Annotated in this window: 36 protein-coding genes; 12 read left to right on the top strand and 24 right to left on the bottom strand. The window is 58.4% G+C overall.

Going from position 1 to position 26430, the window contains the following annotated elements:
* Positions 1 to 118 precede the first annotated feature (118 nt).
* Positions 119 to 1738, top strand: coding sequence for a COG1361 S-layer family protein (locus tag ACFQJC_RS14305; protein ID WP_390224599.1), 1620 nt, complete (start codon positions 119 to 121; stop codon positions 1736 to 1738).
* A gap of 78 nt (positions 1739 to 1816) precedes the next feature.
* On the opposite strand, the gene uvrA is transcribed toward ACFQJC_RS14305, so the two are convergent.
* Entirely contained in the window at positions 1817 to 4765 is a 2949-nt protein-coding gene (uvrA, locus tag ACFQJC_RS14310; protein WP_390224600.1) for an excinuclease ABC subunit UvrA, read from the bottom strand.
* Positions 4766 to 4870: 105 nt separating this feature from the next.
* Complete coding sequence (locus tag ACFQJC_RS14315) at positions 4871 to 5227, bottom strand: cell division protein SepF (RefSeq protein WP_390224601.1); 357 nt, start codon at positions 5225 to 5227, stop codon at positions 4871 to 4873.
* Positions 5228 to 5380: 153 nt separating this feature from the next.
* On the opposite strand from ACFQJC_RS14315, the gene ACFQJC_RS14320 reads away from it, so the two are divergent.
* The gene (locus ACFQJC_RS14320) at positions 5381 to 6085 is read left to right on the top strand and encodes a DUF1028 domain-containing protein (RefSeq protein ID WP_390224603.1); all 705 of its coding nucleotides are present in this window, start codon (positions 5381 to 5383) and stop codon (positions 6083 to 6085) included.
* Positions 6086 to 6113: 28 nt separating this feature from the next.
* On the opposite strand, the gene ACFQJC_RS14325 is transcribed toward ACFQJC_RS14320, so the two are convergent.
* On the bottom strand, positions 6114 to 6593 hold the full coding sequence (locus tag ACFQJC_RS14325; RefSeq protein ID WP_390224605.1) for an RNA-binding protein: 480 nt from the start codon (positions 6591 to 6593) through the stop codon (positions 6114 to 6116).
* A gap of 243 nt (positions 6594 to 6836) precedes the next feature.
* On the opposite strand from ACFQJC_RS14325, the gene ACFQJC_RS14330 reads away from it, so the two are divergent.
* From ACFQJC_RS14330 to ACFQJC_RS14340, 3 genes are all read left to right on the top strand, one after another.
* Complete coding sequence (locus ACFQJC_RS14330; protein WP_390224606.1) at positions 6837 to 7139, top strand: DUF7562 family protein; 303 nt, start codon at positions 6837 to 6839, stop codon at positions 7137 to 7139.
* Between the two features lie 100 nt (positions 7140 to 7239).
* Entirely contained in the window at positions 7240 to 8559 is a 1320-nt protein-coding gene (locus ACFQJC_RS14335; protein ID WP_390224607.1) for an RNB domain-containing ribonuclease, read from the top strand.
* A 54-nt stretch (positions 8560 to 8613) separates the two neighbouring features.
* Positions 8614 to 8841 carry a hypothetical protein gene (locus tag ACFQJC_RS14340; RefSeq protein WP_390224609.1) on the top strand — a complete coding sequence of 76 codons (228 nt, stop codon included), beginning with the start codon at positions 8614 to 8616 and terminating at the stop codon, positions 8839 to 8841.
* Between the two features lie 33 nt (positions 8842 to 8874).
* Here ACFQJC_RS14340 and ACFQJC_RS14345 read toward each other — a convergent pair whose 3' ends face one another.
* The 4 genes from ACFQJC_RS14345 to ACFQJC_RS14360 all read right to left on the bottom strand — a co-directional run bounded on the left by ACFQJC_RS14345 (position 8875) and on the right by ACFQJC_RS14360 (position 12282).
* Complete coding sequence (locus tag ACFQJC_RS14345; RefSeq protein WP_390224611.1) at positions 8875 to 9108, bottom strand: DUF7385 family protein; 234 nt, start codon at positions 9106 to 9108, stop codon at positions 8875 to 8877.
* 33 nt (positions 9109 to 9141) lie between these two features.
* Entirely contained in the window at positions 9142 to 9519 is a 378-nt protein-coding gene (locus ACFQJC_RS14350; protein WP_390224612.1) for a hypothetical protein, read from the bottom strand.
* Positions 9520 to 9616: 97 nt separating this feature from the next.
* The gene (locus tag ACFQJC_RS14355; protein WP_390224614.1) at positions 9617 to 11227 is read right to left on the bottom strand and encodes a PAS domain-containing protein; all 1611 of its coding nucleotides are present in this window, start codon (positions 11225 to 11227) and stop codon (positions 9617 to 9619) included.
* Positions 11228 to 11397: 170 nt separating this feature from the next.
* Complete coding sequence (locus tag ACFQJC_RS14360) at positions 11398 to 12282, bottom strand: ion transporter (protein WP_390224615.1); 885 nt, start codon at positions 12280 to 12282, stop codon at positions 11398 to 11400.
* Positions 12283 to 12902: 620 nt separating this feature from the next.
* On the opposite strand from ACFQJC_RS14360, the gene ACFQJC_RS14365 reads away from it, so the two are divergent.
* A complete protein-coding gene (locus ACFQJC_RS14365; RefSeq protein ID WP_390224616.1) occupies positions 12903 to 13202 on the top strand; it encodes a hypothetical protein in 300 nt (99 codons plus the stop codon).
* A 696-nt stretch (positions 13203 to 13898) separates the two neighbouring features.
* On the top strand, positions 13899 to 14804 hold the full coding sequence (locus ACFQJC_RS14370) for a hypothetical protein (RefSeq protein WP_390224617.1): 906 nt from the start codon (positions 13899 to 13901) through the stop codon (positions 14802 to 14804).
* A 16-nt stretch (positions 14805 to 14820) separates the two neighbouring features.
* On the opposite strand, the gene ACFQJC_RS18255 is transcribed toward ACFQJC_RS14370, so the two are convergent.
* Positions 14821 to 15033: a PD-(D/E)XK family putative nuclease gene (locus ACFQJC_RS18255; RefSeq protein ID WP_465261516.1), complete on the bottom strand. Its 213-nt coding sequence runs from the start codon at positions 15031 to 15033 to the stop codon at positions 14821 to 14823.
* Positions 15034 to 15420: 387 nt separating this feature from the next.
* On the opposite strand from ACFQJC_RS18255, the gene ACFQJC_RS14375 reads away from it, so the two are divergent.
* Together ACFQJC_RS14375 and ACFQJC_RS14380 are read left to right on the top strand one after the other, a co-directional pair.
* Entirely contained in the window at positions 15421 to 16428 is a 1008-nt protein-coding gene (locus ACFQJC_RS14375; RefSeq protein ID WP_390224619.1) for a tyrosine-type recombinase/integrase, read from the top strand.
* A gap of 65 nt (positions 16429 to 16493) precedes the next feature.
* Complete coding sequence (locus ACFQJC_RS14380) at positions 16494 to 17234, top strand: HNH endonuclease (protein WP_390224621.1); 741 nt, start codon at positions 16494 to 16496, stop codon at positions 17232 to 17234.
* Between the two features lie 8 nt (positions 17235 to 17242).
* On the opposite strand, the gene ACFQJC_RS14385 is transcribed toward ACFQJC_RS14380, so the two are convergent.
* The 6 genes from ACFQJC_RS14385 to ACFQJC_RS14410 form a co-directional block, all read right to left on the bottom strand.
* Positions 17243 to 17692: a hypothetical protein gene (locus ACFQJC_RS14385; RefSeq protein WP_390224623.1), complete on the bottom strand. Its 450-nt coding sequence runs from the start codon at positions 17690 to 17692 to the stop codon at positions 17243 to 17245.
* Positions 17693 to 18093: 401 nt separating this feature from the next.
* The gene (locus ACFQJC_RS14390) at positions 18094 to 18687 is read right to left on the bottom strand and encodes a hypothetical protein (protein ID WP_390224625.1); all 594 of its coding nucleotides are present in this window, start codon (positions 18685 to 18687) and stop codon (positions 18094 to 18096) included.
* 565 nt (positions 18688 to 19252) lie between these two features.
* Positions 19253 to 20254, bottom strand: coding sequence for a tyrosine-type recombinase/integrase (locus ACFQJC_RS14395; protein ID WP_390224627.1), 1002 nt, complete (start codon positions 20252 to 20254; stop codon positions 19253 to 19255).
* A complete protein-coding gene (locus ACFQJC_RS14400; protein ID WP_390224629.1) occupies positions 20251 to 20487 on the bottom strand; it encodes a DUF7389 domain-containing protein in 237 nt (78 codons plus the stop codon). The genes ACFQJC_RS14395 and ACFQJC_RS14400 overlap by 4 nt, the downstream gene beginning before the upstream one ends.
* Positions 20488 to 20489: 2 nt before the next feature.
* A complete protein-coding gene (locus ACFQJC_RS14405) occupies positions 20490 to 20693 on the bottom strand; it encodes a hypothetical protein (protein WP_390224631.1) in 204 nt (67 codons plus the stop codon).
* Entirely contained in the window at positions 20690 to 20884 is a 195-nt protein-coding gene (locus ACFQJC_RS14410; RefSeq protein WP_390224633.1) for a ribbon-helix-helix domain-containing protein, read from the bottom strand. The genes ACFQJC_RS14405 and ACFQJC_RS14410 overlap by 4 nt, the downstream gene beginning before the upstream one ends.
* Before the next feature lie 153 nt (positions 20885 to 21037).
* Here ACFQJC_RS14410 and ACFQJC_RS14415 point away from each other — a divergent pair, with 153 nt between their 5' ends.
* The 3 genes from ACFQJC_RS14415 to ACFQJC_RS14425 are packed head-to-tail and all read left to right on the top strand — an operon-like array spanning position 21038 to position 21718.
* Entirely contained in the window at positions 21038 to 21298 is a 261-nt protein-coding gene (locus tag ACFQJC_RS14415) for a hypothetical protein (protein ID WP_390224635.1), read from the top strand.
* 3 nt (positions 21299 to 21301) lie between these two features.
* Positions 21302 to 21541, top strand: coding sequence for a hypothetical protein (locus ACFQJC_RS14420; RefSeq protein WP_390224637.1), 240 nt, complete (start codon positions 21302 to 21304; stop codon positions 21539 to 21541).
* 42 nt (positions 21542 to 21583) lie between these two features.
* Entirely contained in the window at positions 21584 to 21718 is a 135-nt protein-coding gene (locus ACFQJC_RS14425) for a hypothetical protein (RefSeq protein ID WP_390224639.1), read from the top strand.
* Between the two features lie 6 nt (positions 21719 to 21724).
* On the opposite strand, the gene ACFQJC_RS14430 is transcribed toward ACFQJC_RS14425, so the two are convergent.
* The 10 genes from ACFQJC_RS14430 to ACFQJC_RS14475 all read right to left on the bottom strand — a co-directional run bounded on the left by ACFQJC_RS14430 (position 21725) and on the right by ACFQJC_RS14475 (position 26427).
* Positions 21725 to 22132 carry a hypothetical protein gene (locus ACFQJC_RS14430; protein ID WP_390224641.1) on the bottom strand — a complete coding sequence of 136 codons (408 nt, stop codon included), beginning with the start codon at positions 22130 to 22132 and terminating at the stop codon, positions 21725 to 21727.
* Positions 22129 to 23019, bottom strand: a complete 891-nt coding sequence (locus ACFQJC_RS14435) for a hypothetical protein (RefSeq protein ID WP_390224643.1) — start codon at positions 23017 to 23019, stop codon at positions 22129 to 22131. The genes ACFQJC_RS14430 and ACFQJC_RS14435 overlap by 4 nt, the downstream gene beginning before the upstream one ends.
* Positions 23019 to 23411 (bottom strand): nuclear transport factor 2 family protein, encoded by a 393-nt coding sequence (locus ACFQJC_RS14440; RefSeq protein WP_390224644.1) that lies wholly within the window; start codon positions 23409 to 23411, stop codon positions 23019 to 23021. Before ACFQJC_RS14440 ends, ACFQJC_RS14435 begins: the two co-directional genes overlap by 1 nt.
* Positions 23411 to 23758, bottom strand: coding sequence for a hypothetical protein (locus ACFQJC_RS14445; protein WP_390224646.1), 348 nt, complete (start codon positions 23756 to 23758; stop codon positions 23411 to 23413). The genes ACFQJC_RS14440 and ACFQJC_RS14445 overlap by 1 nt, the downstream gene beginning before the upstream one ends.
* A gap of 96 nt (positions 23759 to 23854) precedes the next feature.
* Positions 23855 to 24058: a hypothetical protein gene (locus tag ACFQJC_RS14450; RefSeq protein WP_390224648.1), complete on the bottom strand. Its 204-nt coding sequence runs from the start codon at positions 24056 to 24058 to the stop codon at positions 23855 to 23857.
* Positions 24058 to 24297: a hypothetical protein gene (locus ACFQJC_RS14455; protein WP_390224650.1), complete on the bottom strand. Its 240-nt coding sequence runs from the start codon at positions 24295 to 24297 to the stop codon at positions 24058 to 24060. The genes ACFQJC_RS14450 and ACFQJC_RS14455 overlap by 1 nt, the downstream gene beginning before the upstream one ends.
* Entirely contained in the window at positions 24294 to 24887 is a 594-nt protein-coding gene (locus ACFQJC_RS14460) for a hypothetical protein (RefSeq protein ID WP_390224652.1), read from the bottom strand. The genes ACFQJC_RS14455 and ACFQJC_RS14460 overlap by 4 nt, the downstream gene beginning before the upstream one ends.
* A 2-nt stretch (positions 24888 to 24889) precedes the next feature.
* Entirely contained in the window at positions 24890 to 25417 is a 528-nt protein-coding gene (locus tag ACFQJC_RS14465) for a hypothetical protein (RefSeq protein WP_390224654.1), read from the bottom strand.
* A gap of 3 nt (positions 25418 to 25420) precedes the next feature.
* Positions 25421 to 25654, bottom strand: a complete 234-nt coding sequence (locus ACFQJC_RS14470) for a hypothetical protein (RefSeq protein ID WP_390224656.1) — start codon at positions 25652 to 25654, stop codon at positions 25421 to 25423.
* Positions 25655 to 25665: 11 nt separating this feature from the next.
* On the bottom strand, positions 25666 to 26427 hold the full coding sequence (locus ACFQJC_RS14475; RefSeq protein WP_390224658.1) for a hypothetical protein: 762 nt from the start codon (positions 26425 to 26427) through the stop codon (positions 25666 to 25668).
* Positions 26428 to 26430: the final 3 nt, after the last annotated feature.

Raw genomic sequence — 26430 nt, forward strand, 5'->3', positions numbered from 1 at the left:
GTGAGGTACGCTCGGGAGGAACCTATCTCTTGCGCGACGTGTTTTGTATAGAAGTTAATGTCATGCCACGCGTATCTTTCCCCGCCGAACGACACTTCTCTCGTCGTCGGTGCCTACAATGACTCGACTCACTTCCGGTGCGAGTGCCGCGGTTCTCGTGGCCTTCCTCGTCGTGGCATCCCTCGCCGGACCCCTCGGAACTGTTGGAACGGCCGCCGCGGCAGAGCGAATTACTGGAAATCCAGACCTCACCGTCATCGCACCGGAGAACCGCCTCGTCGCCGGCACGGAGTCCACCGTTCAGGTGTTCGTCGTCAACACCGGCCGGGTGACGATGGACGGTCCCGAGGAGTACGAAGCCATCGTCCAGACGGCCCGCGCGGTGACCCTCGACGCGTCGTCGTCCGGCCCGATTACCGTCGTGAGCGGCGACTATCCGGTCGGGACCGTCCCCGAGGGCGTCACCGGGCCGGTGCCGCTCACCGTCCGCGTCGCGGAGGACGCCGAACCCGGAACGTACGAGATTCCGGTCCGATTCAGCTACGACTACACTTCGACCATCTTCGTCGATGGGTCGAACGTCGAGACGACCGAGCGGAATCGACGAGTGACCGAGACGCTCGAAGTCGTCGTCGAACGTCGCCCGGCGTTCGGCGTGGTCGCCACCGACTCTGACCTCTCTGTCGGCGCGGCCGGGACGGTGACGCTCGACCTCCAGAACGTCGGGACGGTCGATGCGACGGACGCGACGGTCACCGTCTCCTCCTCGGACCCCGAGATTACCTTCGGGACCGGCGCGCCGCAAGCGGAGACGTACGTCGGCGACTGGGCCGCAGGCGAGAACAAGTCCATCCAGGTCCGCGCTCGCGTCGCCGAGGACGCCATCGTTCGCCCCTACACCATCAGCGCCGTCGTCACCTACCGCGACGAAGACGGCCAAGAGCGAACCTCGCGGCGACTCGTCGCGGGTGTCAGTCCGCGCTCGGGTGCCTCGTTCGACCTCACCGTCACCGAGAGCGACCTTCGCTCGGGCGGTGTCGGTCGCATTCGAGGGGTGGTCGAGAACACCGGCGATACGACCGCCGAAGACGTCACACTCCGGTTAGCCTCGGAAGACCCCGCCGTCACGCCGACCGACCTCGAAGTCCCGGTCGGGGCGCTCGCGCCCGGTGAGTCCGCGCAGTTCGAATACTCGGTCGCGCTCGGCGAAGGTGCCTCACCCGGCGAGCGACGACTCCCGTTCGTCATCGAGTATCGCGCCGAGGACGGCGACAACCGCAGTTTGGACCAAGCCGACGTGACCGTCTCGGTGAGCGCCCGCGACCCGGCAATCAGGGTCGAACCGAGAAACGCGTCGTTCGAAGTGGACTCGACGGGACGCCTCGTCCTCGCGGTGACGAACACCGAGACGAGTCCGCAGACCGACGTGACCGTCCGCATCGCCGCCGAACCGCCGCTGTCGAGCGACGACGCCGTCGCGTTCATCCCGCGACTCGAACCCGAGGAGACGCGCCTCGTCGTCTTCGACCTGCAAGTGAGCGACGAGGCCGTCGCCAAGACGCAAGCCGTGGGCGTCAACGTGACCTACCGCGACGGCGACGGCCGGTTGTTGGCGACGGGTACCCAACAGATTCCCGTCGAAGTCGTCGAACCGACCACGACGTTCCCCATCGTCCCCACCGCGGTCATCGGTATCGCCCTCGTCGGCGTGGGCGTGTGGTGGTGGCGGCGGCGCTGAGAGGCTGGCGGCGACGTGATGAATCGCAGCGAGAGAAGGGGCGCGTCGGCGACGGCACGACTCGGTATCTCGAATCGGTCAGTCGTCGTTCGGCACTTTCGCGGGTTTGCGGCGGTCCGCCCGCGGACCTTCTTTGTCCACCTCTGGGAGGTAGTCGCGCAGGTAGCGACCCGTGTGTGAGTCGGCGTGCTGTGCGACTTCCTCGGGCGTGCCGCTGGCGACGATGGTGCCGCCGCCTGCGCCACCTTCGGGCCCAAGGTCGAGGACGTGGTCGGCGTTCTTCACGAGGTCGAGTTCGTGTTCGACCACGACGACCGTATTGCCGTTGTCCACGAGACGCTGGAGCACGTCGATGAGTTTGCGCTCGTCCTCTTTGTGGAGTCCCGTGGTCGGTTCGTCCAGCAAGTAGAGCGTATCGCCCTTCTGGCGCTTGCCGAGTTCTTCGGCGAGTTTGACGCGCTGGGCCTCGCCGCCGGAGAGCGTGGTCGATGGCTGGCCGAGTTGCATGTAGCCGAGACCGACGTCGTGGAGGAGTTGCAAGCGGCGGCGAATCTGCGAGTTGCTCTCGAAGAATTCGAGCGCCTCGTCCACTTCCATATCGAGCACCTCGGCGATGGTCTTGTCCTTGTAGGTCACGTCGAGCGTCTCGGTGTTGTAGCGCGCGCCGTGACACTCCTCGCAGGGCACGTACACGTCCGAGAGGAAGTTCATCTCGATTTTGACCGTCCCTTGACCCTTACACTCCTCACAGCGGCCACCCTTGACGTTGAAGGAGAACCGGCCCTTCTCGTAGCCGCGCTGTTTCGAGAGCTTGGTCGATGCGAAGAGTTCGCGGACGTAGTCGAAGACGCCGGTGTAGGTCGCCGGGTTCGACCGCGGGGTGCGACCGATGGGCGACTGGTCGATGAGTCGGACCGTCTCGATTTGGTCGTAGCCCGCGATTTCGTCGTGTTCGCCGGGGTCTACTGAGGTGTTGTCGTTCATCGTCCGCGCGAGACCCTTGTACAGAATCTCGTGCATCAAGGTGGACTTGCCGGACCCGGAGACGCCCGTAATCGCGGTGAACGTCCCGAGCGGGATGGGCACGTCGAGGTCCTTGAGATTGTGCTGGCGCGCGCCGACGACGGTCAGTTCGCCGTCGCCCTCGCGGCGCGTCTCGGGCACGTCGATGTCCTTGCGCCCCGAGAGGTAGTCCGCGGTCAGCGAGTTGTCGGCCGCGACGATGTCGTCGAAATCGCCCTGCGCGACGATTTCGCCGCCGCGCTTGCCCGGACCGGGACCCATGTCGATGATTTCGTCGGCCCGGCGCATCGTCTCCTCGTCGTGTTCGACGACGATGAGCGTGTTCCCGAGGTCGCGCAGGCCTTCGAGCGTGTTCAGGAGTTTGTCGTTGTCGCGCTGGTGGAGGCCGATAGACGGCTCGTCGAGGACGTAGAGGACGCCGACGAGACCGGAACCGACCTGCGTGGCGAGGCGAATCCGCTGGGACTCGCCGCCGGAGAGGGTCGCGGCCTCGCGGTCGAGCGTGAGGTAGTCCAACCCGACTTCCATCATGAAGCCGAGTCGGGCGCGAATCTCCTTGAGAATCTCCTGGGCGATGGTCTTCTCGCGCTCGGAGAGGTCGGTTTCGAGACCTTCGAAGTGTTCGAGCGCGCCCGCGATGGTCATCCGGTTGGCTTCGGGGAGGGCGGTCCCGCCGACGCGGACGTGGCGAGACTGCTCTTTGAGGCGCGAGCCGTTACAGGCCGGACACGTCGTGACGGCCATGAAGTCCTCGATGTGGTCGCGCGTGCGGTCCGAATCGGTCTCGACGTGACGACGTTCGAGGTTGGTGACGACGCCCTCGAAGGGGTGTTCCTTGTGGCGCGTCCCGTTCTTTGTCGTCCACTCGAACACCACGTCTTCGTACGTTCCGAAGAGGAACGCCTCCTGAACGTCCTCGTCGAGGTCCTCGAACGGCGTGTTGACGCTGACGCCGAAGTGGTCTGCCACGCAGTCGATTTGCCGCCGGTAGTAGGTCCGGTTGTAGCTCCACGGTTCGAAGACGTGTTTGAGTTTCTTCGAGGGGTCGGTGACGACGAGGTCCGGGTCTACCTCTTTCGCCTTACCGAGGCCCTCACACTCGGGACACGCCCCGTGCGGACTGTTGAACGAGAACGAGCGCGTCTCGATTTCGGAGAAGCGGAACGACGAGTTGGGGTTGCCGAGTTCTTCCGAGAATTCGACCACGAGTCGGTCGTCGCCCTCGCCGGCGAGCGCGCCCGTCGAGCGCGTGTTGGACGCGAACGGCGGGTTCTCCGGCGGGTCGGGGACGATGAGTTTCAGGACGCCGTTGGCCTCTTCGAGCGCGGTTTCGACCGAATCTGCGATGCGCGAGCGCGACTCGGGTGAGACCTTGATGCGGTCCACGATGACGTCGATGGTGTGGTCGTAGTTCTTGTCGAGTTCCGGCGTCTCGAACGACAGGTCGTAGGAGTCGCCATCGACCTCGACGCGGGCGTAGCCCTCGGAGACGAGGTCGGAAAAGAGGTCTTTGAACTCGCCTTTCTGGTCGCGGACGACTGGCGCGGCGATCATCGCGCGCGTCCCCGCCGGGAATTCGAGGATTTGCTCGACCATGTCCTGTGCGGACTGCTCGCCGACTTCCTCGCCCGTGATGGGGTCGTACTGCGTGCCGACGCGGGCGTAGAGGAGACGGAGGTAGTCGTGGAGTTCGGTGACCGTTCCGACCGTCGAACGAGGGTTGTTCGCGCCGTTCTTCTGGTCGATGGAGATGGCGGGCGAGAGTCCCTCGACAGCCTCGACTTTCGGCTTGTCCATCTGCCCGAGGAAGTTCCGCGCGTAGGCCGACAGCGACTCGATGTAGCGGCGCTGGCCTTCGGCGTAGACCGTGTCGAACGCGAGCGACGACTTCCCCGACCCCGACAGACCTGTGACGACGGTGAACGTCTCGCGGGGGATGCGGACGTCGAGGTCCTTGAGGTTGTGTTCTTCGGCTCCTCGAACCTCGATGTAGTCCTTACTCATTCTGGTTTCCCTTCGAACTTGGTGACCGAATACCCATCGGTTTGGGTCATATAGCCCGCCTGTTCAAACCGCGAATTCGGCTGAGAAACCCGCGAAAAGAGCCGGTTACGTGGTGAGTTTCGAACGCGAGATAGTCACGCCCGTTGGCGTGATGATAATCTGGTCGTCGCCCTTCTGGACGATGTCGCCATCGACTTCGTGTGCGACCTGTCGCAGGTCGTCGATGATGTGCTCCATCGTGCTGTCGGAGGTGGTGTGTCGCGTGATGTCCGCGATGACGAGGTCGCCGTCGTAGACGGCGTCTTTGATTGCGATGACGTCTTGCTGGCCACCGATGTCCGCGATGTGGACCGACACGCCGGCCTCTCCGCGGGCGGTGTCGAAGTCGTCTAGGTCGAGTTCGACGTAGTCCTCGGTCGTGCGGGAACCCCCACCGCCGAGAATCTTGCTCATGATGCCCATAGTACCTACAACGGCACAACTGGGTTAGTTCTTGCGTCAGACGAGAGTCTAGTATTCGACACTTTTTGACACGAAATTTGAATCGTGAGGAGAAAAGCGGCGCAGGCGACCGGTTTCACCGCGTGTTTTAGCGCGCCCTCCCTCCGAGTGAGTATGACCTTCAGCATCTGCGTCCGCGAGGAGTACACCGGCGACGGCGGCGAGTCACAGCATCGATTCGGCGTGGCCGTCACGACGCGCCTCCCGGGTGTCGGCACCCTCTGTCCGTTTGCAAGTGAACACGGTGCGGTCGCAACACAGGCGCTCGTCAACGTCGAACTCGGCGAGAAGGGCATCGAACACCTCGACAACGGTCTCGGCGTCGAGGTTGCCCTCCAGTCGCTTCTCAGTTCCGACGACGGCCGCGCACAGCGACAACTCCACGGTGTCGGTGCAGACGGCACGTTCGCCTTCTCGGGCGACGAGTGTCTCGACTGGTTCGGCCACGTCGAAGGCCCGAACTACACCGTCGCTGGCAACCTGCTCACCGGCGAGTCGGTCGTCGAAGCGACCGCAGAGACCTACGAGTCGAGCGACCGAGACGAACCGCTGGCAAAGCGCCTCATCGACGCACTCGAAGCAGGACACGAGGAAGGTGGCGACAAGCGTGAAGACCTCGAAATCCAGAGCGCGGCGCTCCTCGTTGAGACCACCGAAGAGACGGTGATGGACCCGTACTACAACGACCTACGGGTCGATGCGACCGAGACGCCGATTGCGGACCTGCGCGAGACGTTCGAGAAGGCCGCACAGGGCTACGAGGCGGCACTGGAGAAGTACGAAGACGACGTGAAAGAAGACCAGAACGCGGACGCGTAGAAGAGAATATCAGCTGCCGAGTTATCGCTCAGACGGAGAACTCGAACAGGTCGTCGCCGACGTGGTGAATCGACTCGACCACTTTGCCGGAGTCGCCGACGAGGTCGTCACCGGATTCGAGCGCGCGGCCGACGGCGAGGACTTTTCCGTGCGTCTCTTCGGCGATAGCGACGAGGTCGCCCGGCGCGATGAGGTCGTCTGCTTCGGTGATGCCCGGGCGCATCACGTCCGCGCCGCTGGAGACGAACGAGACGGCACCGGCATCGACCGTGACGACGCGCTTGGTCGGCGGGAACTGGTTCGCACCCCTGACCGTGAGGAACGGTTCCTCCTCGATGTACATGACCACGGGTTCGCCATCGACGAGGACGAGGTCGTAGTCGGCGTCGGCGAGTTCCACGTCTTCGAAGGCGTCGCCGTCGAGTTCGACGCCGAGCGACTCTCGAATCGAGGCTTTCAGCGAGTCGATTTCGTCGCTTCGGAGGTGATGACGAGACTTGACTTTCATACACCACAATCGTCGCCCGCGGCCGATAAATCGCCCGTTCCGCGTCGGGGAGTGACGGTCCTGGCCGTCCGATAGCAGCAGTGTGGTCAGTTCGTCCGATAGCAGCAGTGTGGTCAGTTCGTCCGATAGCAGCAGTGTGGTCAGTTCGTCCGATGGCAGCAGTGTGGTCAGTACCACGTTCGTGTGACGTCCGTCGGACGACACGGAACAAACGATAAGTACGGCTGGACCCACCACAGTCGTATGTGGCGCTCCCGGACAAGCCGGGACCGAACGACCGTCGTCTGCATCGCGTGCGGCGATTCTGTCCTTCGGTCGGCGGCGCGTGAGTACGACAAAGAGGGGAACCGCTGGGAACGACACGGCAAGCGGTTCGAACACCTCTGTAAATCCTGCTACCGCGGGTTGTGTCATCAACCGCGCGAGGGACTCGAATCCCTCCTCACGGACATCGAAGAACACGGCACCTCCCAACAGGAGTTCCTCCGTCGGTACCTCAGCGCCGTCGAGGAACGCTACGGCCCGGCCGAAGAACCCGAGCGGTGAGCGCGGCGGCGCACGCGGTCACCGCCGATTCACTCGAATCACCGTTTTTTGCACGCTCGTGCCCGACACGCATTTCTCCCTGCCCCGTTTAGTCGGGGCTATGTCAGACGACGCGCAGGCGTACGCCGGCACCGCCGAAGGGCAAGGACCGGTCGAAATCGACGCCGAACTCGCGCGACACCTCCAAAACAAGCGCGAGGAGCTATTCGAAGAGTTCGAGATTCGAGACCGATTCCCGCCAGAAGTGCTCTCGGAGGCGCGCGCGCGAACCGAGGGCGTCGAGGCCGAAATCGAAGACGAACTCGACCACCGACAGGACCTCCGCGAGTTGACGACGTGGACCACCGACCCGGTGGACGCACAGGACTTCGACGACGCGATCAGCATCCGCGAGAACGAAGAGACGTACACGCTGTGGGTCCACATCGCCGACGTGACACACTACGTCCACCCCGGTTCGGAGATGTGGGCGGAGGCCGTCAAGCGCGGGAACACGGTCTATCTCCCGGCCTACACCATCCACATGCTCCCGCCGGTGCTCGCCGAGACGGTGTGTTCGCTCGTCCCCAACGAGGACAGACTGGCCCACACCGTGGAGATGGAAATCAAGAAGGACACCCTCTCGTTCGAGTCTATCGACATCTACAAGTCTGTCATCCACTCCGACGAGCGGCTCACTTACACGCAGTGTGAGAACCGCCTCGACGACCCCGAACTCCCGCTGCACGAGGAGAACGCGCTCGTCTACGACCTCGCGGACCAACTGCACGAACAGCGGAAAGAAGACGGGTCGCTCGTCCTGAACCCGAGTCGTGACCGCGCGCACACCATCATCGAAGAGTGCATGCTGAAGGCCAACAAGGCCGTCACGCACGAGCTGATGTGGGGTCGCGGCGTCGAGGCGATGTACCGCGTCCACCCGCAACCGACGCCCGACCAGTGGGACAAGGCGCTCCGCGAGATTACGGAACTCGACGGCGTGAGCATCAAATCCACCTCGTGGGACGAACCTCGCAAGGCCGTCAACGACGCGCTCGAAAGTGCGAACTCCCGCACGCTCAACAAGATTCAGCGCGCCGTGCTCAAGGTGATGCCTCGTGCGAAGTACATGAACGACCCCTTCGGTGGCCACTACGCGCTCAACTTCGACATCTACGGCCACTTCACCTCGCCCATCCGCCGCCTGTCGGACCTCATCAATCACTGGATCGTCCACGAGAACGACGTGCCCGAAGACCTCGTGGAACTCTGTGACCGCGCCTCCGACCGCCAGAAAGACGCCGAGACGGCCGAGCGACTCTACAAGCAGTTCCTCCAAGAGGTCGGTCTCGACCCCTACGCGGTCAACAACCGCGGTATCGTCACCATCGACGACGACGGCGACGTTATCGACGAGAACGGCCTGCCGCCGAAAGAGTAGTCGTCGCCTCCAGTCGCCGCCTACAATTTTCGTCTTTCAGCGCGTTGTGAGCGTATGAACCGATTGCAAGTCGCACTCGCCGACGGAGCGGTTGGCTTTCTCGTCGCCTTCGTCGTCGGTAGCATCACCGGTGGGTGGAAGAGCGGTCTCCGTGCAGGCATCGTCGGCGGCCTACTCTCGGCGGCGCTCACGTGGGTCGTCTTCGGCGTCGTCGAAGCCGACACGATTGCCAACGAGACGACCATCGACGAGGAGCGCGTGACCGTCGGGTGGAGCGACTGAGAGGGTCGTCTTCCTCGCCGAGAGTTGCGTGTGCTACTGCTTGTGCGTGAAGAGCAGCACGTCGCCGTCGTGGGTCGTCACACAGAGGTCTAACATCTTGCTCAGTTCGAGGCTGTTGTAGTCGTTCTCGCAGACGACGAGGTCGTCGAACGGTTTCTCGCAGGCCGGACAGGCGATAGCGACGGTGTTGCGGTAGGTGGTGACGCCGCCGCTGGACTCGTGCGGCGTGAGCGACGACCGAAGTTCGTCCAGTTCTTCGTCGTTCATAGAGGGAGGTGTGCGCGGTGGGTGTTTAATTCTTCACGGTCGGACACATTCGTCCTCCAGTCCGCACGCCCATCGAAAGTGCGGGTGAATCCACCCGAGGCGTGTCGCGTGCGTCTCGACCCACGACGCTGGGTCGCTCAACTGGGAAGAGAGCACGCTGGCCTCCGATTCGTGTGTTCCCTCTCGGTCGAACGGAATCGACTCCAACGTCTGCGAGGCGGGATTGAAGAACACCGCGCGCTCGATGTCGGCAGAGAGACCGACGAGGCGCGCGCCGGTGGCGTCTTTCTGGAGGAGCGACTGTGCCATTCGGTGTTGGTGGACACCGCGGCGCGTCTCGCGCAGCGTCGAAACGAGGTCGTGAAAGAGCGCAGATGGGTCCGATGGCGGTTCACCCTGTTCGGTTTCCATACGAGGGCGTTGCAGTGATGCGTTAAGAGGGTCAGCCAAGGGCGGAGTGAAAGTGAAGGATTGAGTGAAAGTGAAATCCAGCGTGCCGGGCGACGAGTCAGTCGTCTGACTCCAACAGCCCCGCGCTTTCGAGTTGCGCGAGTTTGACGCGAGCGTGGTCCACGAGCAGTTCGGCGAACTCCTGGTCGTTCTCGTCGAAGGCGTCGGTCTCGCTGAAGACGGCCTGAAACGTCCCGAACGTTCCGATTGGGACCGTCATCGCCGAGCGGTAGTCGGGGTCGGCGGGGGTGATGTCGGACTCTCTGAGGTCATCGACGACGATGGTCTCTTGGCGATTGTACGCCCGCGCCGCGAACGTCATGTTCGCTTCGAGAGAGGTCTTCTCGTAGTAGCCCTCGTTGTCCGTGTTGAGCTTCCAGGCCTCTTGAATCAGGTAGCCGTTGCGCTCGATATCGACCGCGACGAGGTCGAAGTTGAGGACGTTCTCGGCCGTCTCGATGAGCGTCTCGTACACCGTCTGCTCGTCGGTCGATTGTTCGATTTTCTGCGCGGCGGTGTGGAGCGCGGTGAGCGTCTGCTCGCGCTCTTTTCGCACCGTGATGTCTACGGCGGCACCGACCGTCGCAAACACGTCGCCGTCGTCGTCGAACAGTGGCGTGATTCGAGAGAGGTACACTCGGGGACCGTACACCGTTTCGACTTCTTCTTCGATTTCGATTGGTTCGCCCGCCGCCATCGCTCGCTCGTCGTTCCCTCTGAACTGCGCGGCGAGTGCGGGGTCGAGTAGGTCTTCGGGTCGTAATCCCGAGATGTCAGCGTCGTGGTCGATACTGAATCGGTCGCGGTAGTTCTGGTTCATCAGGATGAACCGACTCTCGGTATCGCGCATCCAGAGCGCCGCCTGCACGCTGTCGAGGACGCCCTGCAGTTGTCGCGCCTGCGTCTCCAGTTTCTGCTCGCGCTGTTTGCGCGACGTGATGTCGCGGAAGTAGACGTAGATACCGTCTCCGCGCTCGGTGGGGAAGATTCGCTCTTCGAGCCACCGGTCGGGGTTGATGTCCGACCGCGCCTCGATGATTCGCGGTTCGCCCGTGGCGAGGACGTGCTCGTACTCGGCCAACGACTGGTCCGAGCCGTCTTCCGCAATCGACGTGCGGTAGTTCAAACCGCAGAGTTCCTCGCGCGGGAGTCCCGTCAACTCCACCGCCTGCTCGTTCACGTCCGTCACCGTGAGCGAGTCGTCCAACTCGACGAACCCGTCGGTGATTTGCCGGAGGGTCAAGCGTCGTCGCTGGTTCGCACGCTCGGACTGCCGACGAGCACGGTGCTGGGCGACGGTGTTCGTGATTCGATTGGCGAGGACCGTGTACTGGCTGGTCCCGCTTTCTTTCTGGATGTAATCGGTCGCCCCCGCCGATAGCGCGTCGGCGGCGACTTCTTCCGAGCCTTTGCCAGTAAAGAGGATAAAAGGGAGTTCGGGATACTCCTCGCGGACGGCTCTGAGAAAGTCGATTCCGTTCTGGCCGGGCATGTCGTAGTCGCTGACGACACAGTCGATGTCGTCCGCAGCGAGTCGGCGTAATCCACGTTCTGCGTCAGTCTCCGAGAGTACGCTGAGTCGCTCGTTTTCACGTTCGAGAAACACCGCAGTCAACTCCCCGAAATTCGGGTCGTCGTCCACGTGTAATGCTCGAATCTCCTCCGCCATCACTCAGCACTTCCGAGGTAGACGATATAGTAATTCTGTTCTGACTATGACATTGTCACGCATATCAGTATAAATTGGCAGAACTGTCGGTGAATCGTGTTCATTTTCTAACATTAGTAGGCAGTGTTCGATAGTTCGTCCTGCCGGGCGTCACCGACCACGCCACATTTTCAGCGATTCGCCGTGCCAGTCGGGTCGAGCGACTCTCCACAGTGCGGGCACCGATTCTGTGACGTCGCCTCGATTGCTCCGCTTTGGGTGGTCTGCGCCTCGGTACGCTCAGGCCCAGATTCGGCCGCCTCCAACGCCTCTTGCTCTTCACGCTCTCGCTCGGCCAAGAACCCCGCCGCCAGAACGCTCGATGGAAGGGCGAAAAAGGCGATGCCCCCAATCGTCGTGAGTCCGCCGAGGAGGCGACCCAACGGCGTCGTGGGAACCACGTCGCCGTACCCGACGGTCGTGAGCGTCACCACGCCCCACCAGAGTGCGGCCGGAATCGACCCGAACGCCTCGGGTTGGGCGCGACCCTCCACGAAGAACATCAGCGTCGAGGAGACCAGCGCGAGCATCGCCGCACCCGAAAAGGCGATGACGAGGTCTTCGCGCTGGGCGGCGAGCACGCGCTTGAACCGCTCTTGAGACCGGTTGAGCCGCGGGATGTCGAAAATCCGCGCGAACCAGAGCACCCGAACGCTCCCCAGCGAGTCGTCGAAGAACAGGAGTCCGACCCAGAACCCCACGATGACGACGAGGTCGAGAAGCGAGTAGGGTCGCCGGAGGAGTCGCAGTCGGCCTTCGGCCCCCCGGTACTCTGGGTCCGTCGGCGACGCCCACAACCGGACGACGTATAGCAGCATGAACAGCAGAATCGACACGATGGCGAACCCCTCGAAGAACAGTGGGAGCGCCTCGGAGAGCCAATCGACGCTCTGCAAGATGACCGCGACCACGTTCATCGTCGCCAGCACGACTTTGGCCGTTTCGAGTTGCTGGCCCGTGTGGTCTTCCGTCTCGGGAGCGACGACGCTCCACACGCGGCTTTTTAGGCTGGGCATGAGGGGCTAGTTGGTTGGAAGGGAGTATAGAGTCGTTGTCAGGTTTGGAGGGTGAGAGTATCCGTTTTGGTACCACTGATGAGAATATTGATAGTAGTAGAACATGTCGATAGCCCTAATGAGTCTGGTCGAGCAGTTAGCTAATCAAATCGAGAATGAGTTATTTTGCGGCGAATCAAAAAATGAGTCGATTCAGCCCATAATTCGTATTCGACAGCAGGTGGATCCCATTCTCGACGGGATCTATGAGTCGTACCAGCGTGAGGAAAGAATGAATCTCGTAGTCCACGCTGTCCTAAAAGAGGTTGACCGGAGGCAGAGAGAAATCGGCGATAAGTGAATTCCTTTGGAACCTGATTAGTGGGATGGAGCTGTGGAACTTTTTCGACCGGACAGTGGCCACACTAAGCCTTGTATTAATTATCCTCACATATCTCCGTACTAAACAAGTGAAGCCATCAGAGATCGAGCAAACCCTCCGGTCTCGACTAGTTGGTGAAAGCGGTCAGTTTCAAATAGGCGATTGGGGGTTGCTCGTGCAAAGAGTCACAGTTGCTGAGTCAGAGAGTAAGACAACACAGATTGGAAACCTGTTTCGGAGATATCCACATGGGACAGTGATGCTAACCGTTGATTTATGGGGACCAGGAGTATCTAAGGGCTCTCCGTGGAACGAATCTGATTTTGATAATCTCTGTTCCAGGCATGGTCTCAGGTGTTCATACGTGGTCAAAGATCTCTCTAAGCAGGCAGGGAATTGGAAGGGAGATGTTCAAATTCAGATGAGAATCAATGAAACAGAACCATCAGAAGTGACACAATTCATGGCTAAGATAATTGAGTGGATAGCCGATGATGGTGAACCTACATTCACTATAGTCAAGGAGGCCGGTAAGGTGGAACAAAGAATTGGAGAATGAAAGTGTTGTATTCCAGTTCAATTATCAGATGCAGAGTGCATCAAGCCGTTTCAAGTATACTTTTCTACTCATAGAATAATGATTGAATGCTACCTATAGACGGTAGCAAAAAGTGATATATGTATGTTTACTGATATCCCAGCACCATCCGCCGGCGTTCTAGTTGCTGGTGCGATGGTTATCTATGGCTTCCCGAGCTGGGCACTTTTCTTCGGAATTGTGTCTCTCGGTCTATGGACTGTAGTACAGTTATATACTGCAGACTCTACCGAATAGAGCTGCAGCTCATCCTGATATTTTTTGAAAGTGATATATGTATGACCAATATCCAAGCTGGTAGTACAGTTACCTGATAGCTAGTTTTAGGCTTCAGCCTGTTTGGTCATGTTAGGTTCGGATTGGTAATCCCTGGAACCATGTGAATTTACTACTTCTATTGACTAATGTCTATCGGAAATTCTCAACCCCAACTATTCTGAAAATGTTCTCCTGCAGGTCATGCTATTTTCGACTTTCCTAGCTTCCGCTGCTTCTCTAACCACTCAGGACTCGTTTGCCTCACACATTCGCTTCAGAGATACCTGCCCGGTATACCTGTAATCTTTGATGCGGGCCTATTCAATCACGAATTATTAGGATACAATGAGAATGAAATTGCACATTCTTTTTTAAAAGACGATTGAGTAGATGAGAAAAATGGCAGAGGTAGATAGAGATCTTATTACTCAAATTGTCCAACACCGGTCAGACATCTATGACCGTTTAGCAAGCGATTCTCTCTCAATTCTAAGCATCCAGTTGTTTGTAATTCCTCTCACAATCTCACTAATCAGCCTCGTATCCAGAGTCGTATCAAATATGGAGGGAGAAGCGAGTGAATCTATAACCACTTTAGCAACCGCGTTGGACACTCAAAACACTGGATTCGCAGTGATTGGTATGTTGTTTTCAATCTCACTCACATCAATCACATATTATCTTGCTAGGAGGAAGGCTAGTAATCAATTTATTTACTTAAGTCAGTGGGAAAACAGAAACAAAGGGTCTGACAGCTCTACTTGGGTGTTTGAAAGGTATAGAAGAATATTTGACAATCATGTTGAAACCCGCACAGATTACAGTGACATCACGGATCAATTCAAGCAAGGTAGTAAACCAGGTGAGGTTCTCAGAGCTGCTCTTGGAACATCGTTATTTGTTACATTAGCATCACTCGCTGTTATTTTCAACCAAGTCACATCGGCAATATCCAATGAAATAACCAGCATCCTGGTTGTGTTAGGATTTTCAACATTCCTTATCCTCATTTATTCACAAACACTTGTTTCACTCGTACTAATTGCAGAGGAAATAGTCGGTGTGAATTCAAGATTCGTTCAAACAGTATTTTCGTATCTGGTGTTTAGTGAGGACTCGTTGGTTATGAACAACCCATTTAGGAATCTTTCAATATTATCACTATTTTTATTTTTGACTCTGCCATATTTGGAAGATCCCAACCCGGTCGAGTGGGCATTCCTGATATCCACATGTTACTTTATTTTTGCAGCAGGCATCTACTATCAGGCGAAGTTAGAAGTAAAAAATAGAAACACCGAGTGAAATCAGAATAAACATCTCAACTGTACCGGGGAGACATTTTCTTTTGTGTCTCGAACTCCTCATGACCCGCTTCGTTCCACCCACCAGCCTCACGCACCCATGTACTCACCGTCAAGGGCTTCGCCCGACGAATCCGAATCTCTCCTTTCTCGAAGTCGTACAGCACGAAGGTGTACCACGCAACGCCGCGAGCATCCGACGCAAGTATCGACTGCGTTTGGTGGGACACTTCCCCTATGAGTTGCTACTCAGCGGAGAGTATCCTTAGAGAGTGATTGAATCGCCGGGTGGGTTTGAACTCACTCGCAAATCAGAGGTTTGCTCGCTGCTCAAATCTCGTCTCGAACATTCACGATTTCACGCGACGCAGAGTGGACTCGCCGGGACTGAGCAAACCGAAGGTTTGCGAAGGTCGGCGAGTCCATTGACTGACGGAGCATAGCGACGGAAGGAAATGGACTCGCCGGGATTTGAACCCGGGGCCTCTACCGCCTCGGCATTGCACCCGCAAGGGGTGCCCTCGGCGGGCCGCAACTGAAGGCTTGCCGGTGCCCCTGTACGGAGCCACACGCGGTGTCTGTTCCGTCTGGTTGGTGGTCAACAACGAGAACCAACTATGACGAACCTCGAACCACTCCGACCGGAGAAAGCCGTTGAAATGTACCTGACCAGCCGCGAGGACGAAGTCACGAAGAAATCACTCCAGAACATCAACTCCGACCTCAGGGTGTTCTTGAAGTGGTGTGACCAGTCCGACGTCACCAACATGAACGACGTGACTGGAAGGGCGTTAGCCAACTTCAGAACGTGGCGAAGCAAGCAGGTGAAACTCATCACCCTCAAGCACAACCTGTGGTCCATCAAGAAGTTCATCCGCTTCTGTGAGCAGGTGGACGCCGTAGCCGAGAGGACCAGCGAGAAGGTAGTCATCCCCGAGACGTCCGACGCCGACGAGGTGAACGACGCTTTCATCCGAGCAGTTGACGCTGAGGACGTCCTCGAATATCTTGAGAAGTTCGAGTACGCTTCTCTCCGACACGCTGTATTCTACACACTGTGGCACACGGGTATGCGGAGCAGTTCACTTCTCGCGCTCGACCTCAAGGACTTCCAGCCCGAGCAGAACAAACTCTGTATCCGACACCGGCCAACAACAGGAACGGCGTTGAAGAACAAGGAGAAAGGGGAACGCAACGTGTTCATCAAAGACGAACTGGTGACCGTTATTCAGGACTTCATCAACCAGAACCGTGCCGACGTGCTGGACGAACACGGACGTCGCCCACTGTTTGCAACGAGGAACACCCGTGTCTCTCGCACCACTGTCCAGCGAGTAATCTACACGGCTACCCGTCCGTGTCACATCGGGAAGGAGTGCCCGCACGACCAAGAACCAGAGACGTGTGAAGCGAACTCCTACAACGACGCCTGTAAGTGCCCCTCGTCGCTCTCACCGCACCCCCTTCGGAAAGGAGCAATCACCTATATGTTGAACAAAGAAACGCCGAAAGACGTCGTCAGCGACCGTATGGACGTGAGTAGGGAAGTTCTCGATAAGCACTACAACAAGCAGTCGAAGGACGAACAGATGGGTACGCGGCGGAAGTACCTCGAAGGACTCTAACCCGTCAAAACCATTTGATAGTCTGAAATAATATCTTTTTAACATATTGAAGCCACCATTGTAGCATGGGCCAACCTCGCCGAAAAAGGGTTTACGAGAGAGACGACTACGTTTGTCAGAACTGCGGGGCTAAAGGAGGACCTCGTGAAAATGTCACTCTCCATGCCCATCACATAGTACCTAAAGGGAAAGGAGGGAGTGACAAAATGTCGAATTTGAAAACCCTTTGTAAGAGATGCCATGACGCGGTCCACTATGACGTCCAAGCACCTACTGCCAGAGAATATCAGTCTAAAACGTCGTCTCAGACCAAGCAAAAGAAAGTCACCAATCCCTTTGAAAACTGCCCTATCTGCGGCAGCAATGAGATTTCTCACCATCCTTCTGAAGATAAGACGTTACAATGCTCTGACTGCTGGTCCACGCTTGCGAGCGCAAAGTCAGACCGGTTTGAATTACGTGTCGGGCCTCGTGGTCACCACAGAACTGTTGGAGCATTTTCTCCGGGCGAGAGTGGACTGACGTTATTACCCGAGAATTGGGAACTCCTGAGTGATAGGGATTCACTCAAGAACATAGATTTGGAAGAGTTACAGTCGCACTCGAACAGATGGTCACGCATTCACCACAGAGGAATTATTCTCGCAGGTATTGTTTCGTTGGTGTGTTTTGTAGCATGGATATTCACCTATACACACACTCTACTTCTTCTTGCAGTTGTTTCTCATTTGGTAATCCAAGCGACCGGGAGAATATTTACAAAAAGGAAGATGGTGAGAGAAGAACTTCCAATTACACGCGGCTAACGTATTACTTACCTTAATCCTCTGTGTGCGACTGGGCGACCACGTCGACCCCCACCGCGGTTTGAATCACTCAACAGCATTCCCACAGTCCCGAGGAATAGACCTGTGATAAGCAGGAACGCCCCCAGTTGGTGTGCGTCCAGAACAACAAGTCCTGCAAGGTACGTAGAGCCTCCTCCAAGCAGTCCAAGTACCCGGCCATGAAGGAGACAAGCAAGGACTGCTGCCAGCGTTATGAACAAAGCAGCCATGTGAAGTATCCCAATGAGTTCACCCGGTCCGGGGAACTGGCCCGCGAAGGCGTTGTTCTGACTAAACGCAGTCGCTTCTGCCGCGGTGGTAATGGTGAGTTCTGAAACTCGAATAATGGGGTTGAATCCAAAGTGAGTCCAGAGACCTGTGAAAAACAGGCTTATCAGTGCTACGTACAGAGGATGATTTCTGTTGTTCGATGGCATCCAGTTGTAACAACCACCCGAATTGATAATAAACTAACCAATAATTTCTAACATCGCGTGGGAAAATATACTGTATCACGTTTTGATGGACGGAAATCTGGAAAAGCGTGCATTATTCGACCATCCATGCTGCCGGTTTCATTTTCACTTACACATATGACCAGAGAAGGGAACCAGTGAGCGGTGAACATCGGGAACGCCCGGGCGAAGGGAGCGAAGCGACCGAAGCGGGCAACCGGGTGATAGGTCGGGGAACGATAACCGACCGCCCCTCGCCTGCGGCTCGGCTGGCGGCCACTGTTCCCGTAGATAACCGCGCTGTTAACCGTCAAGAGAAGTTCTGGGTGTGTTCCTCTGTCGCCCCTCAAGAGGGTAGAATGGGATGGGGTATATATAGGGGGTCACCCCCGGAACTTCCCACCTGATTGAGCCACTTTATTGTACAGGCTGATGAGGCTACCCTCCCGGAATCCCTCACATTCTGCAATCCTCTCAAACTCGGAGTCAACATCCTTCACGGATGGGTGACAAGCCCGTGTGTTATCCTCCGAAGAGTGAACAACGACCATACAGACGGTGTAAGCAACAGCCCTTGCGTCAATGCCAAACCGAGAAAGGTCAAGACTGAGGAATAGCCTCTCCGCTTCCCGTTGAAAACGTGGATTCAAATCCAACTGAGAAGCGAGTGCCTGAATCAAGTGGCGGTTCAGTAAGTTCGTATTGTACCGGTCATTAGTCCACTTGCGGCCAACACGTAACCCTGTGTTGTACTGAGATAGCCTCTTGAATTTTTCCCGCGCCAGAGAGCCATCTATACAGTCGATATCATAACGAATGGTGGTGGCGTTCTGAGTATCTGGGTTCCAAATGTCTGGCTCTGCCTCTTCACAGATTATACCAGTGTACTTCTCGCGGTTCTCGTTGAAATCAGACCACTCGATAAAAGGTTGTGACTCTGGGGCGTAGCCGTCGCTCTGCGTTGTTGTAGCGCTCATGATTGAGTTTAGTTAGCCCTCCGAAGTACTGCAAGCCCTCTGAAGAACGGTCGCACCGCTCAGAGTAGAGTAACCACGGAGAACTATTCACAAGAGTAGAACCAGTCTGCGAATTTAAATGTTTGGTCGAAGTCGTGAAGACCCCCGTATAGGCAGAATTGGCCCAAATTCTCTGAGCGGCTAACCTTCCTCGACACGGTGGAGTAGATTTTGATGTTCTAACCCGTTGTTGCGCACGCAGTCGGCTGTTCCTGACGACATCCGCAAGAGATGAAAGTCACCCAAAAGTCTAAGCGTCCATTTCTCAACATTAATTGTAGCCACCAACCAACGGCAACGACACCGCTACCACGACGGGTGCAATTGTACCCGGCAGAAATCACCGCATGTTCACCCCTAAGGGGATGTGGTACTTAAACAAAAGCGTGAATGCCGACGCCGTGTGCCGATTGCGGTTGCGGCGTCAGCCGCATGGACTCGCCGGGAAGTGTAGTGGCGAGAGGCGACCGCTCCCTGAGTCTGTTCTGCGGTCGTTGGTAATCCAAATCCGTTCATGTTTGCTCGTTCAGCTTGGTAGGTGTTCTTTCCGTACATCCATCTTCTCGCGGTTGCTACGCACGTCGTAGTGCTTGTACAGCACGTCGAGCGAGACGTTCATGCGCTCACTCACGACCTCCGGGGGCGTCCCCTCTCGGAGGTGGTCAGAAATCGCGCCACGTCGGAAGGCGTGCGGCCCTCGCTTGCATGGGCACTGCTCGGGATTGGTCGTTCCCGCGCACTCCTCGATGTCGCGGCCGACCGGGCACTCACTCGTGTACTGACACGGGCGGGTTGCCCGGTAGCAGTTATCTGAGATTGTGGTTACGTGCGGTCGGCCGTATCGCGTGGTCAGCAGCGGGTCGCGGCCGTGGTCGTCGGTCTTGTCGAGACGACGCTCGTTGACGTAGTCCTCGACGACCTGATACCAAATCGGCCCGAGGTAGACCCACCGCTCACCGTCTTTGCCGTTCTTCAGGTACGTGTCGGTCTCCGGGCGGTGTTCCAACACGAGCGCGTTCTCCTCGGGTCGGAGGTCGCCGACATCGAGGCTGTGCAACGCGCCGCGCCGCATCCCTGTCCGCCAGAGAATTGCGACCATCGCGTGCATCCTGCTGGCGTAGTCGAACCGCTCGAAGTAGTCCAGCATCCGCTCAACGCGGTGCGTCTCGATGACAATGTCGCTGGACTCTGCGCCGTCCGGAAGTTCCGGCGCGTGTAACTGCTCAGCGAGACCTTCCGGCACCGCGTCGATGTCGGCGGCCCACCGGAGAAACACGCGAACGGTCGTCAACTGCTTCTGTAGCGTGATAGGAGCTACGTCGGCCCTTCTCCACGCTACGAAGTCCGACAGCGTCCGGCCGTTCAGTTCGGTTGTGTCCTCGATTCCTCGCTCGTCGAGGAAGTCGAGTAGGTGACCGAGCCGCGTTGTCGCGTTGTTGAACGTCGAATCTCGCCACGACGGGGCCATGTACGCCAGAAAGCGTTCCACGGCGTCCTCTGGGTCGAGATACAGCAGCGAACCGGTCACGATTCGGCCTCAGTGAGCGTACTCTGGTCGTTCGTGAGACCTCGGCTCTTCCTGCCGTCCGGTTGGATGGCACGGAAGTCCTCCGCCCACTTCTCGACGCTCTGCCGAACCTGTTCAACGCGGTCGTTCAGTATGTCGATTGTCGGTGCCGTGACCTTCGTCGTGAACTTTTCTCGGTCGTTCGTCCCGCTCCCACGGGTGACGACGATTTTCGTCTCGAATTCATCCGACATGGTCACACCGGGTACAGGTTGACCTCGCCACGGAACTCGGTGAGGTGCGTCTGCGCGACATCGTGCATGTGCCGGTCAGCACGATTCAGAATCGACGACAGCGCCGAAAACCTCTCAGTAGGTTTTTCAGTCAGGCTGTCGTCAGTAACAGCGGGGACCTCACAGACGTTGGTAGGCGTCGTTGGTAGTCCGGGGTCCTCGTTCATGCTTTTGCTCGTTGCTCCTCATCGTCACGCGAGAGAGTCGTTCTGTCGGCCGTGAACGGCGTCCCGTTCGCCAGTTGGATAGCCTCGCGGATGTACTGCGCTCGGCTCATGCCGTGCGCGTCTGCCTCTTCGTCGATATTCTGAACCATCTCCATCGGCATGGAGACGGTCACATTGACACTCAGGGCCATTGCATTAGTCAATGAATCACTATGCTACATAATCTTTGCGCACCCAGATGCATCATGCACATCATAACATCAGTGCATCAACGCATAGAATGCACACCTGCATTTCATAGGGCAAACAATTAGTGCATCACTCAATAAGTGATTCACAAGAGGATGGCACGAACAACTCTCACCTACGAGGACGACATCGACGAGTGGGTGATGGAACGGTTAGTTCCCGGTCAAAAACGGGGAATATGGCTAAGGTACGCACTCGAAACGACGTATGCGGTAGATGGAATACTCGATGAGATGTTCGAGCCGTATCAGTATGAGGAGCGTCAGGAACTCATCGAGGCCGCAGTGAAGAAGGAAGTCGAGCGCCGAACGAACGGCCCGCACGACTACGACAACGCCAGTAACGACCCACTCTGAGCCATGACGCTCTTCTCTTCCTACGAGTCCGACCTGCGCGAGATGCTCGCCGCGCTCGACGACAACGACGTATTCGCGCCCGGAGAGCGCGAGGCGTGGCGCGAGGGCGTCGAAGAAGCCGAACACCTATCTGACCTCATGATGGTGAACGAGGCGCTCGTGGAGGTCCTCAGCGGCCGCGAGAAGTTCGACCGCTTCATGGCCGAATCGGATTTCAACACCGAGAGTCCGGTGCTGTTGTGACCGGTAGTCTTAAATTTCTCTTAATCCGAACTGTTTAGCAGTATGATACCACTCTTCCCCGGCATCCCCGGTGGTTCCGAGGTGTTCCTCGTTTTCGCTGTAATTATCATTCCGATATACGTCGCTTATCGGGTTCTGAAATGGGGAAAACACATCGTCGAGAAGGCCGTCGAGTAGAGTTTTTTACGCGACGAACTGAATCAGGTGCGCTTTCCAGAGCGCGTCGAGCGGCGTCCACACACCGAACGAGTGCGACACCACGTCGTCAAGCGCGACCAGAACGCCGAGGATGAACAGCACGGCGTACCGAGTTCGAGCGTCGGCCCATACGTCTCGTTCGAGCGGGAACGCCGAGAGCGCCCCGAGGAGGCCGCCCAGTGCGAGTGTCGCACCAGTGACCGGGTAGTACCTCCACGTCAGCGCGAAGCCGAACGTCGAGACGCCGACCGCGACCGCGCCACCGACGGGTTCGGCGCGTCGGTTGTTGTCCCACACGGCCGCGAGAGCGACCGCGGCGAGAAGCACGCCGATGTAGAGGTGATGCGGCGCGAAGATATGGCCGTCGGGGACGTGCTCGACGGGGAATCTCACATTTTCCTCCGTCGCAGAGCCTCGTCCACTCGCGGATAGTTCCCGTCACTTCCGAGCGTGAAGTCAAACCGATAGTTCGCGTTCTGCGAGGGTAGCGCCGGAATCTGTTCGCCGGGCGCGAGAGGGCCACCGAGTTCGTCACCAGCATCGTCTTCGATGTAGAGCGCCACCTCCGAATCCCCCGGTTCGTCGGCCGAGTAAGACGCAATGTCCCATCCCACGACGTACTCCGGTCGCTCAAAGTTGACCGTCGCTGACAGAGTGTCGAAAGGTACGGTACGAAACGTCATATCACTGAAAACCGACAGGACGTTTTGGGTGAACTCGGTTCCGTACCAGACATACCCGTAATAATCGAGGGTGACGTAAGAGTTGTCTAGACTCACCGCAGGGCCGTCTGAGTTGGCTGTGAAGTCTGAACCGTCCGAAGACCACACATAGAGCGCGTATTGAACGCCCGGTTTGAAGTTGTGAAGCAGTCCGATGTAGTCCCCCGAACCGAACCCAGACACGTCCACCGTCGCATGAGTTACGAAATCTCCATTTCCGTCGAACTCTGCGATTCCTGCTCGGTCACCGCTGAATGTGCCGAGTTGGGCGTAAACTGCGTTCACACTCGCATCATTCACAGTGAAGTACATCCCTCGCGGCTTGTCCCCGCCGTATGTTGACGAAAGGCTACCGCTTTGACTGGCAACGGTAGAGGTATTACTGGAGTAATCCGGCATCAGGTCGCCATCTAACGGCGTCTCGACCGAACCGCTTCCGAAGGTCGGGGATACCCGCCCAGTCACGCTTTCGACGAAATCCTCGTCGAACCGCTTCGCAATCTGGTTTTCAGCAAGCGCCACATTTCCGCCAGACTCCGGGTCAGTGAATCCGACCATCAGACCACCCTCACGTCATATTTCGCTGTGTTCGCGCCGCCCGACGTATCGGAGATTTTCACCTGCACGGTCGGGGAGTAGACCGCGACAACCTGCGCGACTTGGGACCCGTCCGAAGACGCAAAATCGCTGTTCTGGTTCGGCCCACGAGTAATGCCCGAGTCCGGCAAGACGAGTTCGACTTTGAAGGCCGCGTCTGCTTCCACCAGAATGAACATCTGCGTGGCCCGGCCGGGAACGTCCGGCGTCACGGTCTTACTGCCGCTCGTGCTGATGTCCACGCCGTCAGATGAGACGTAGCCTTCGGCGTCCGACGCGGGCGGCTGAGCGACGCCCTGCGCGTCCTGTACCGAAGTCATCTTCTCGACCTTCGCGTTAGTCTCCGAGGGCATTACTGGACACTCTCCCAGCCGCGCGGCTGACAGTGGTAAATCTCGCTCGTACTGCCGAAGTTCCGGATAACGACCTTCATCCGCTTGCTGAACTTGTGCGGCGGCTTCCACGTTACCGAGGAGTCGTCTATGTCTGTCGGCGGGATAGCCGCGTCGAACCGTTCCACGCCGTCGAACTCGGCCGTGTAGGTCGTGTTCGGTCGCTTCGAGATGGCGAGCATATCGACGTTGAAAACGCCGTCAGCGGCCGTGCGAACCGTGATAGTCGCCTTCGACCCGGCCGGAATCGTGACCGTAACGGGTTCGTTGAAGGGAACGTCGTTCGCGTCGGGTTCGGTGGCGCTCATTCGTCAGCGTCACCTTCCTTCATGTGCTCGGGCTTCTTATCCCGAATCTCGCCTGGAGACATCTTGTCGATGCCTTCGACGTTGATTTTAGCCATGTTACTGGCCCTCCGTCTCCGACGATTGTTCGTCTCCGCCGTCGTCGCCCGCGGCGTCGTCGCGGTAGACATACCGCGCACTCACACCGAGACGCTTCCGCACGACTTCGACACCGATTCGACCGAACTTCGCCGCGTCCGTCCCGGCGAGCACGACGCCCGCCGCGGTTGCGTACACGGCCCACATGACTGGAATCTCTTGCATCAGTTGAAAACCTCCGCCGCCAAGTCGCGGATGTGCGACTCGTTCGTTTCTAACCGCCCTTCGTGTTCTTCGACGGTTCCGAGAAGACCGTCGGACGATTCTACGTCATCTTCGCCAGCAACCAGCCTGAGTGCCAGTCTCGCGTCATTGGAGAGACGGCGAGCGTAGTGGACGACTACGACGCCGCACCCCGACACAGACGCGCCAGTGACCACGACAGCGGCCTCTACCGGCGTCATTCTCTGAACACCTGAGCACCGGAATCAGCCAACCACGCGAGAAGCAGGAGCACGATGACTGCGAGCACGACGTTGCCCGAGGGGAGGTCTCCGAGTGGGTCGAAGTTGAAACTCGGCCCGTCGCTGTTCCCGTCGCCGTCGGCACTGCCGGTCCACTGCGAGAAGTCGAACGATGAGCCGCTGGTGTCAGAACCGGGAACGTCGGCCGCATCGCCAGTGACAGTCAGCGACCGAACCGACCCGGTGTCAGACCCGTTATCGCCTTTGACTTGGAGACTTGCTTGCAGAGTGTAGTCCCCCGCATCGAGGACGGGCAAAAACTCCAGTCGGAGCGTGTTGTCCCAGTCCTCGGCACGGGCGCACCCGTCCTTAGTGCGGGACCACACTGGGGTTCCGGTGAGTGCATCCTTGATAGTGAGCGTCACTTCGACGGCGTGCCCGTCGTTCGTGAGTCCACCAGCGCAAGTCACTTCCCCGAACCCGACCGGCCCCATGAGTTCTCGATTGTTGACCTTGACAGTCACCGAGGTGGGCGACCCCGAAAATCCGGGATTGTCGAACTCAACGCCCGCTATTCGCACGTCTGCCATTTTCAGGCGCTACCTCCGAGTGCGAGCGCAACCGCTACTGCCAGTGCGAGTTTGAGGCCGTCGCCCGAGAGGTCGAACGGCAGACCATCTGAACCCGATTCGGTGTCGGTCGGGGCGGTCTCTTCCGGCCCCGTCTCGGTCTCGGTCGAATCTCCCGCAATCTGATTGCGGAGGTCTTCCTCGACGACCTCGGGGTCCGCACCAGATTCGAGGTCTTCAACCGCGCCAGTAGCATCGACGTATCCACCGCCTTCGTTTCCGTCGTCTGTGGACGATTCGCCCGCAAGCTGGTCAGCCAACCAATCGCCGCCCGCTTGCGTGTCGGAAACCAGCGGAGTGCCGTCCGTATCGGCCACCACATGGTCATCACCAGACCCGCCGAAGCTGGCGTCGTCGCTGAAGTCCGGCGGGCTGGTCGTACCGCCCGCGCTCGAATCTGCGTCGTCTGTATCGACAGTGAAACCGCCACCGTCGCTCTCATCATCGTAGGTCGTGCCGGTCGAACCGGAATCAATTGGTGCGATGAACATCTGTCACTCCTTCACCAGCGCGAGATACAGAAAGACCAGCGTGGCGACGGTCGAAGCCGCGTCGAGGAGGAGTTGTGCCTCCTCCTGCGAGATTGACCGTTCGTCGAACCACGCATCAACCGGTCCCATCTGGTCGGTCTCGGTGGTGATTTCGAACGTCTCGCCCGTCGTGCCGGTCGCTGTCGGAGTCGCGCCGCTCCGTTCGGTTGCTACGTCAGAAACAAGTGGTTGAGACATGAGCGCCCCGCTCAGTCCTGCCGCGCCATGTCGGTAGCCACGGCGTCACGCAGGGGCTTCCCGATTGCTCGGACGCCCTTGCGAACACCGAAAGACATGAGCGCGTTGGTTGCACTGGTCCCGTCCGTCGATTCCGAGAACTTGACGGTGTACGGCGCATCGACGTACACATCCAGATTGTAATCCTCGGGGATGACGCCCTGAAGCTTCGACTTCCCGAGGTTGAACGTCTCGGGAGCTTCGTTCTGGTTGGAGAGGTTCACGAGTTTCAACTGTTCGTTGAAGAGCTGTTGCGTGGCCGACGCCGACGTGCCGGGCGACGACTTGATAACCTCGATGGAACCCTGCGCGTCGGGGATGTAGTAGACGTGGATGTCGGTGTCGGTGTTGCTCGACGTGATGTCGAACTCGCCAACGTCCGAACCGTTGACCTTCGTGACCGACTCCGGCACCCCGATGTACGTAGAGCCGTCCCACAGTACGATGTTTTGAGTGTTCGGGCACTCCGCGATGGGGAAACCGAGTTCGAACGTCTCCGTGTTGTCGGCCGTCGAGTCGAGAGTGAACGTCTCGTAGGCAGGAAGCGCCAGACGGAACTCCTCGCCGTCGGGGATGGACGTGGGAAGGTCGGCGTCGAGCGAAGCGATAAGCGACCGCTCGCCCGCCGTGCCAGCGAACAGACCCACATCGCTCCCGTCCTGATTTTTGAACGTCTTGGGCGAGACCGTCGAAGGACGGTACGGCATCTCGCGGAGCGTTTGAAGAACGTCCATCAG

The sequence above is a fragment of the Haloferax namakaokahaiae genome, assembly GCF_042663225.1.
Lineage (GTDB): Archaea > Halobacteriota > Halobacteria > Halobacteriales > Haloferacaceae > Haloferax > Haloferax namakaokahaiae.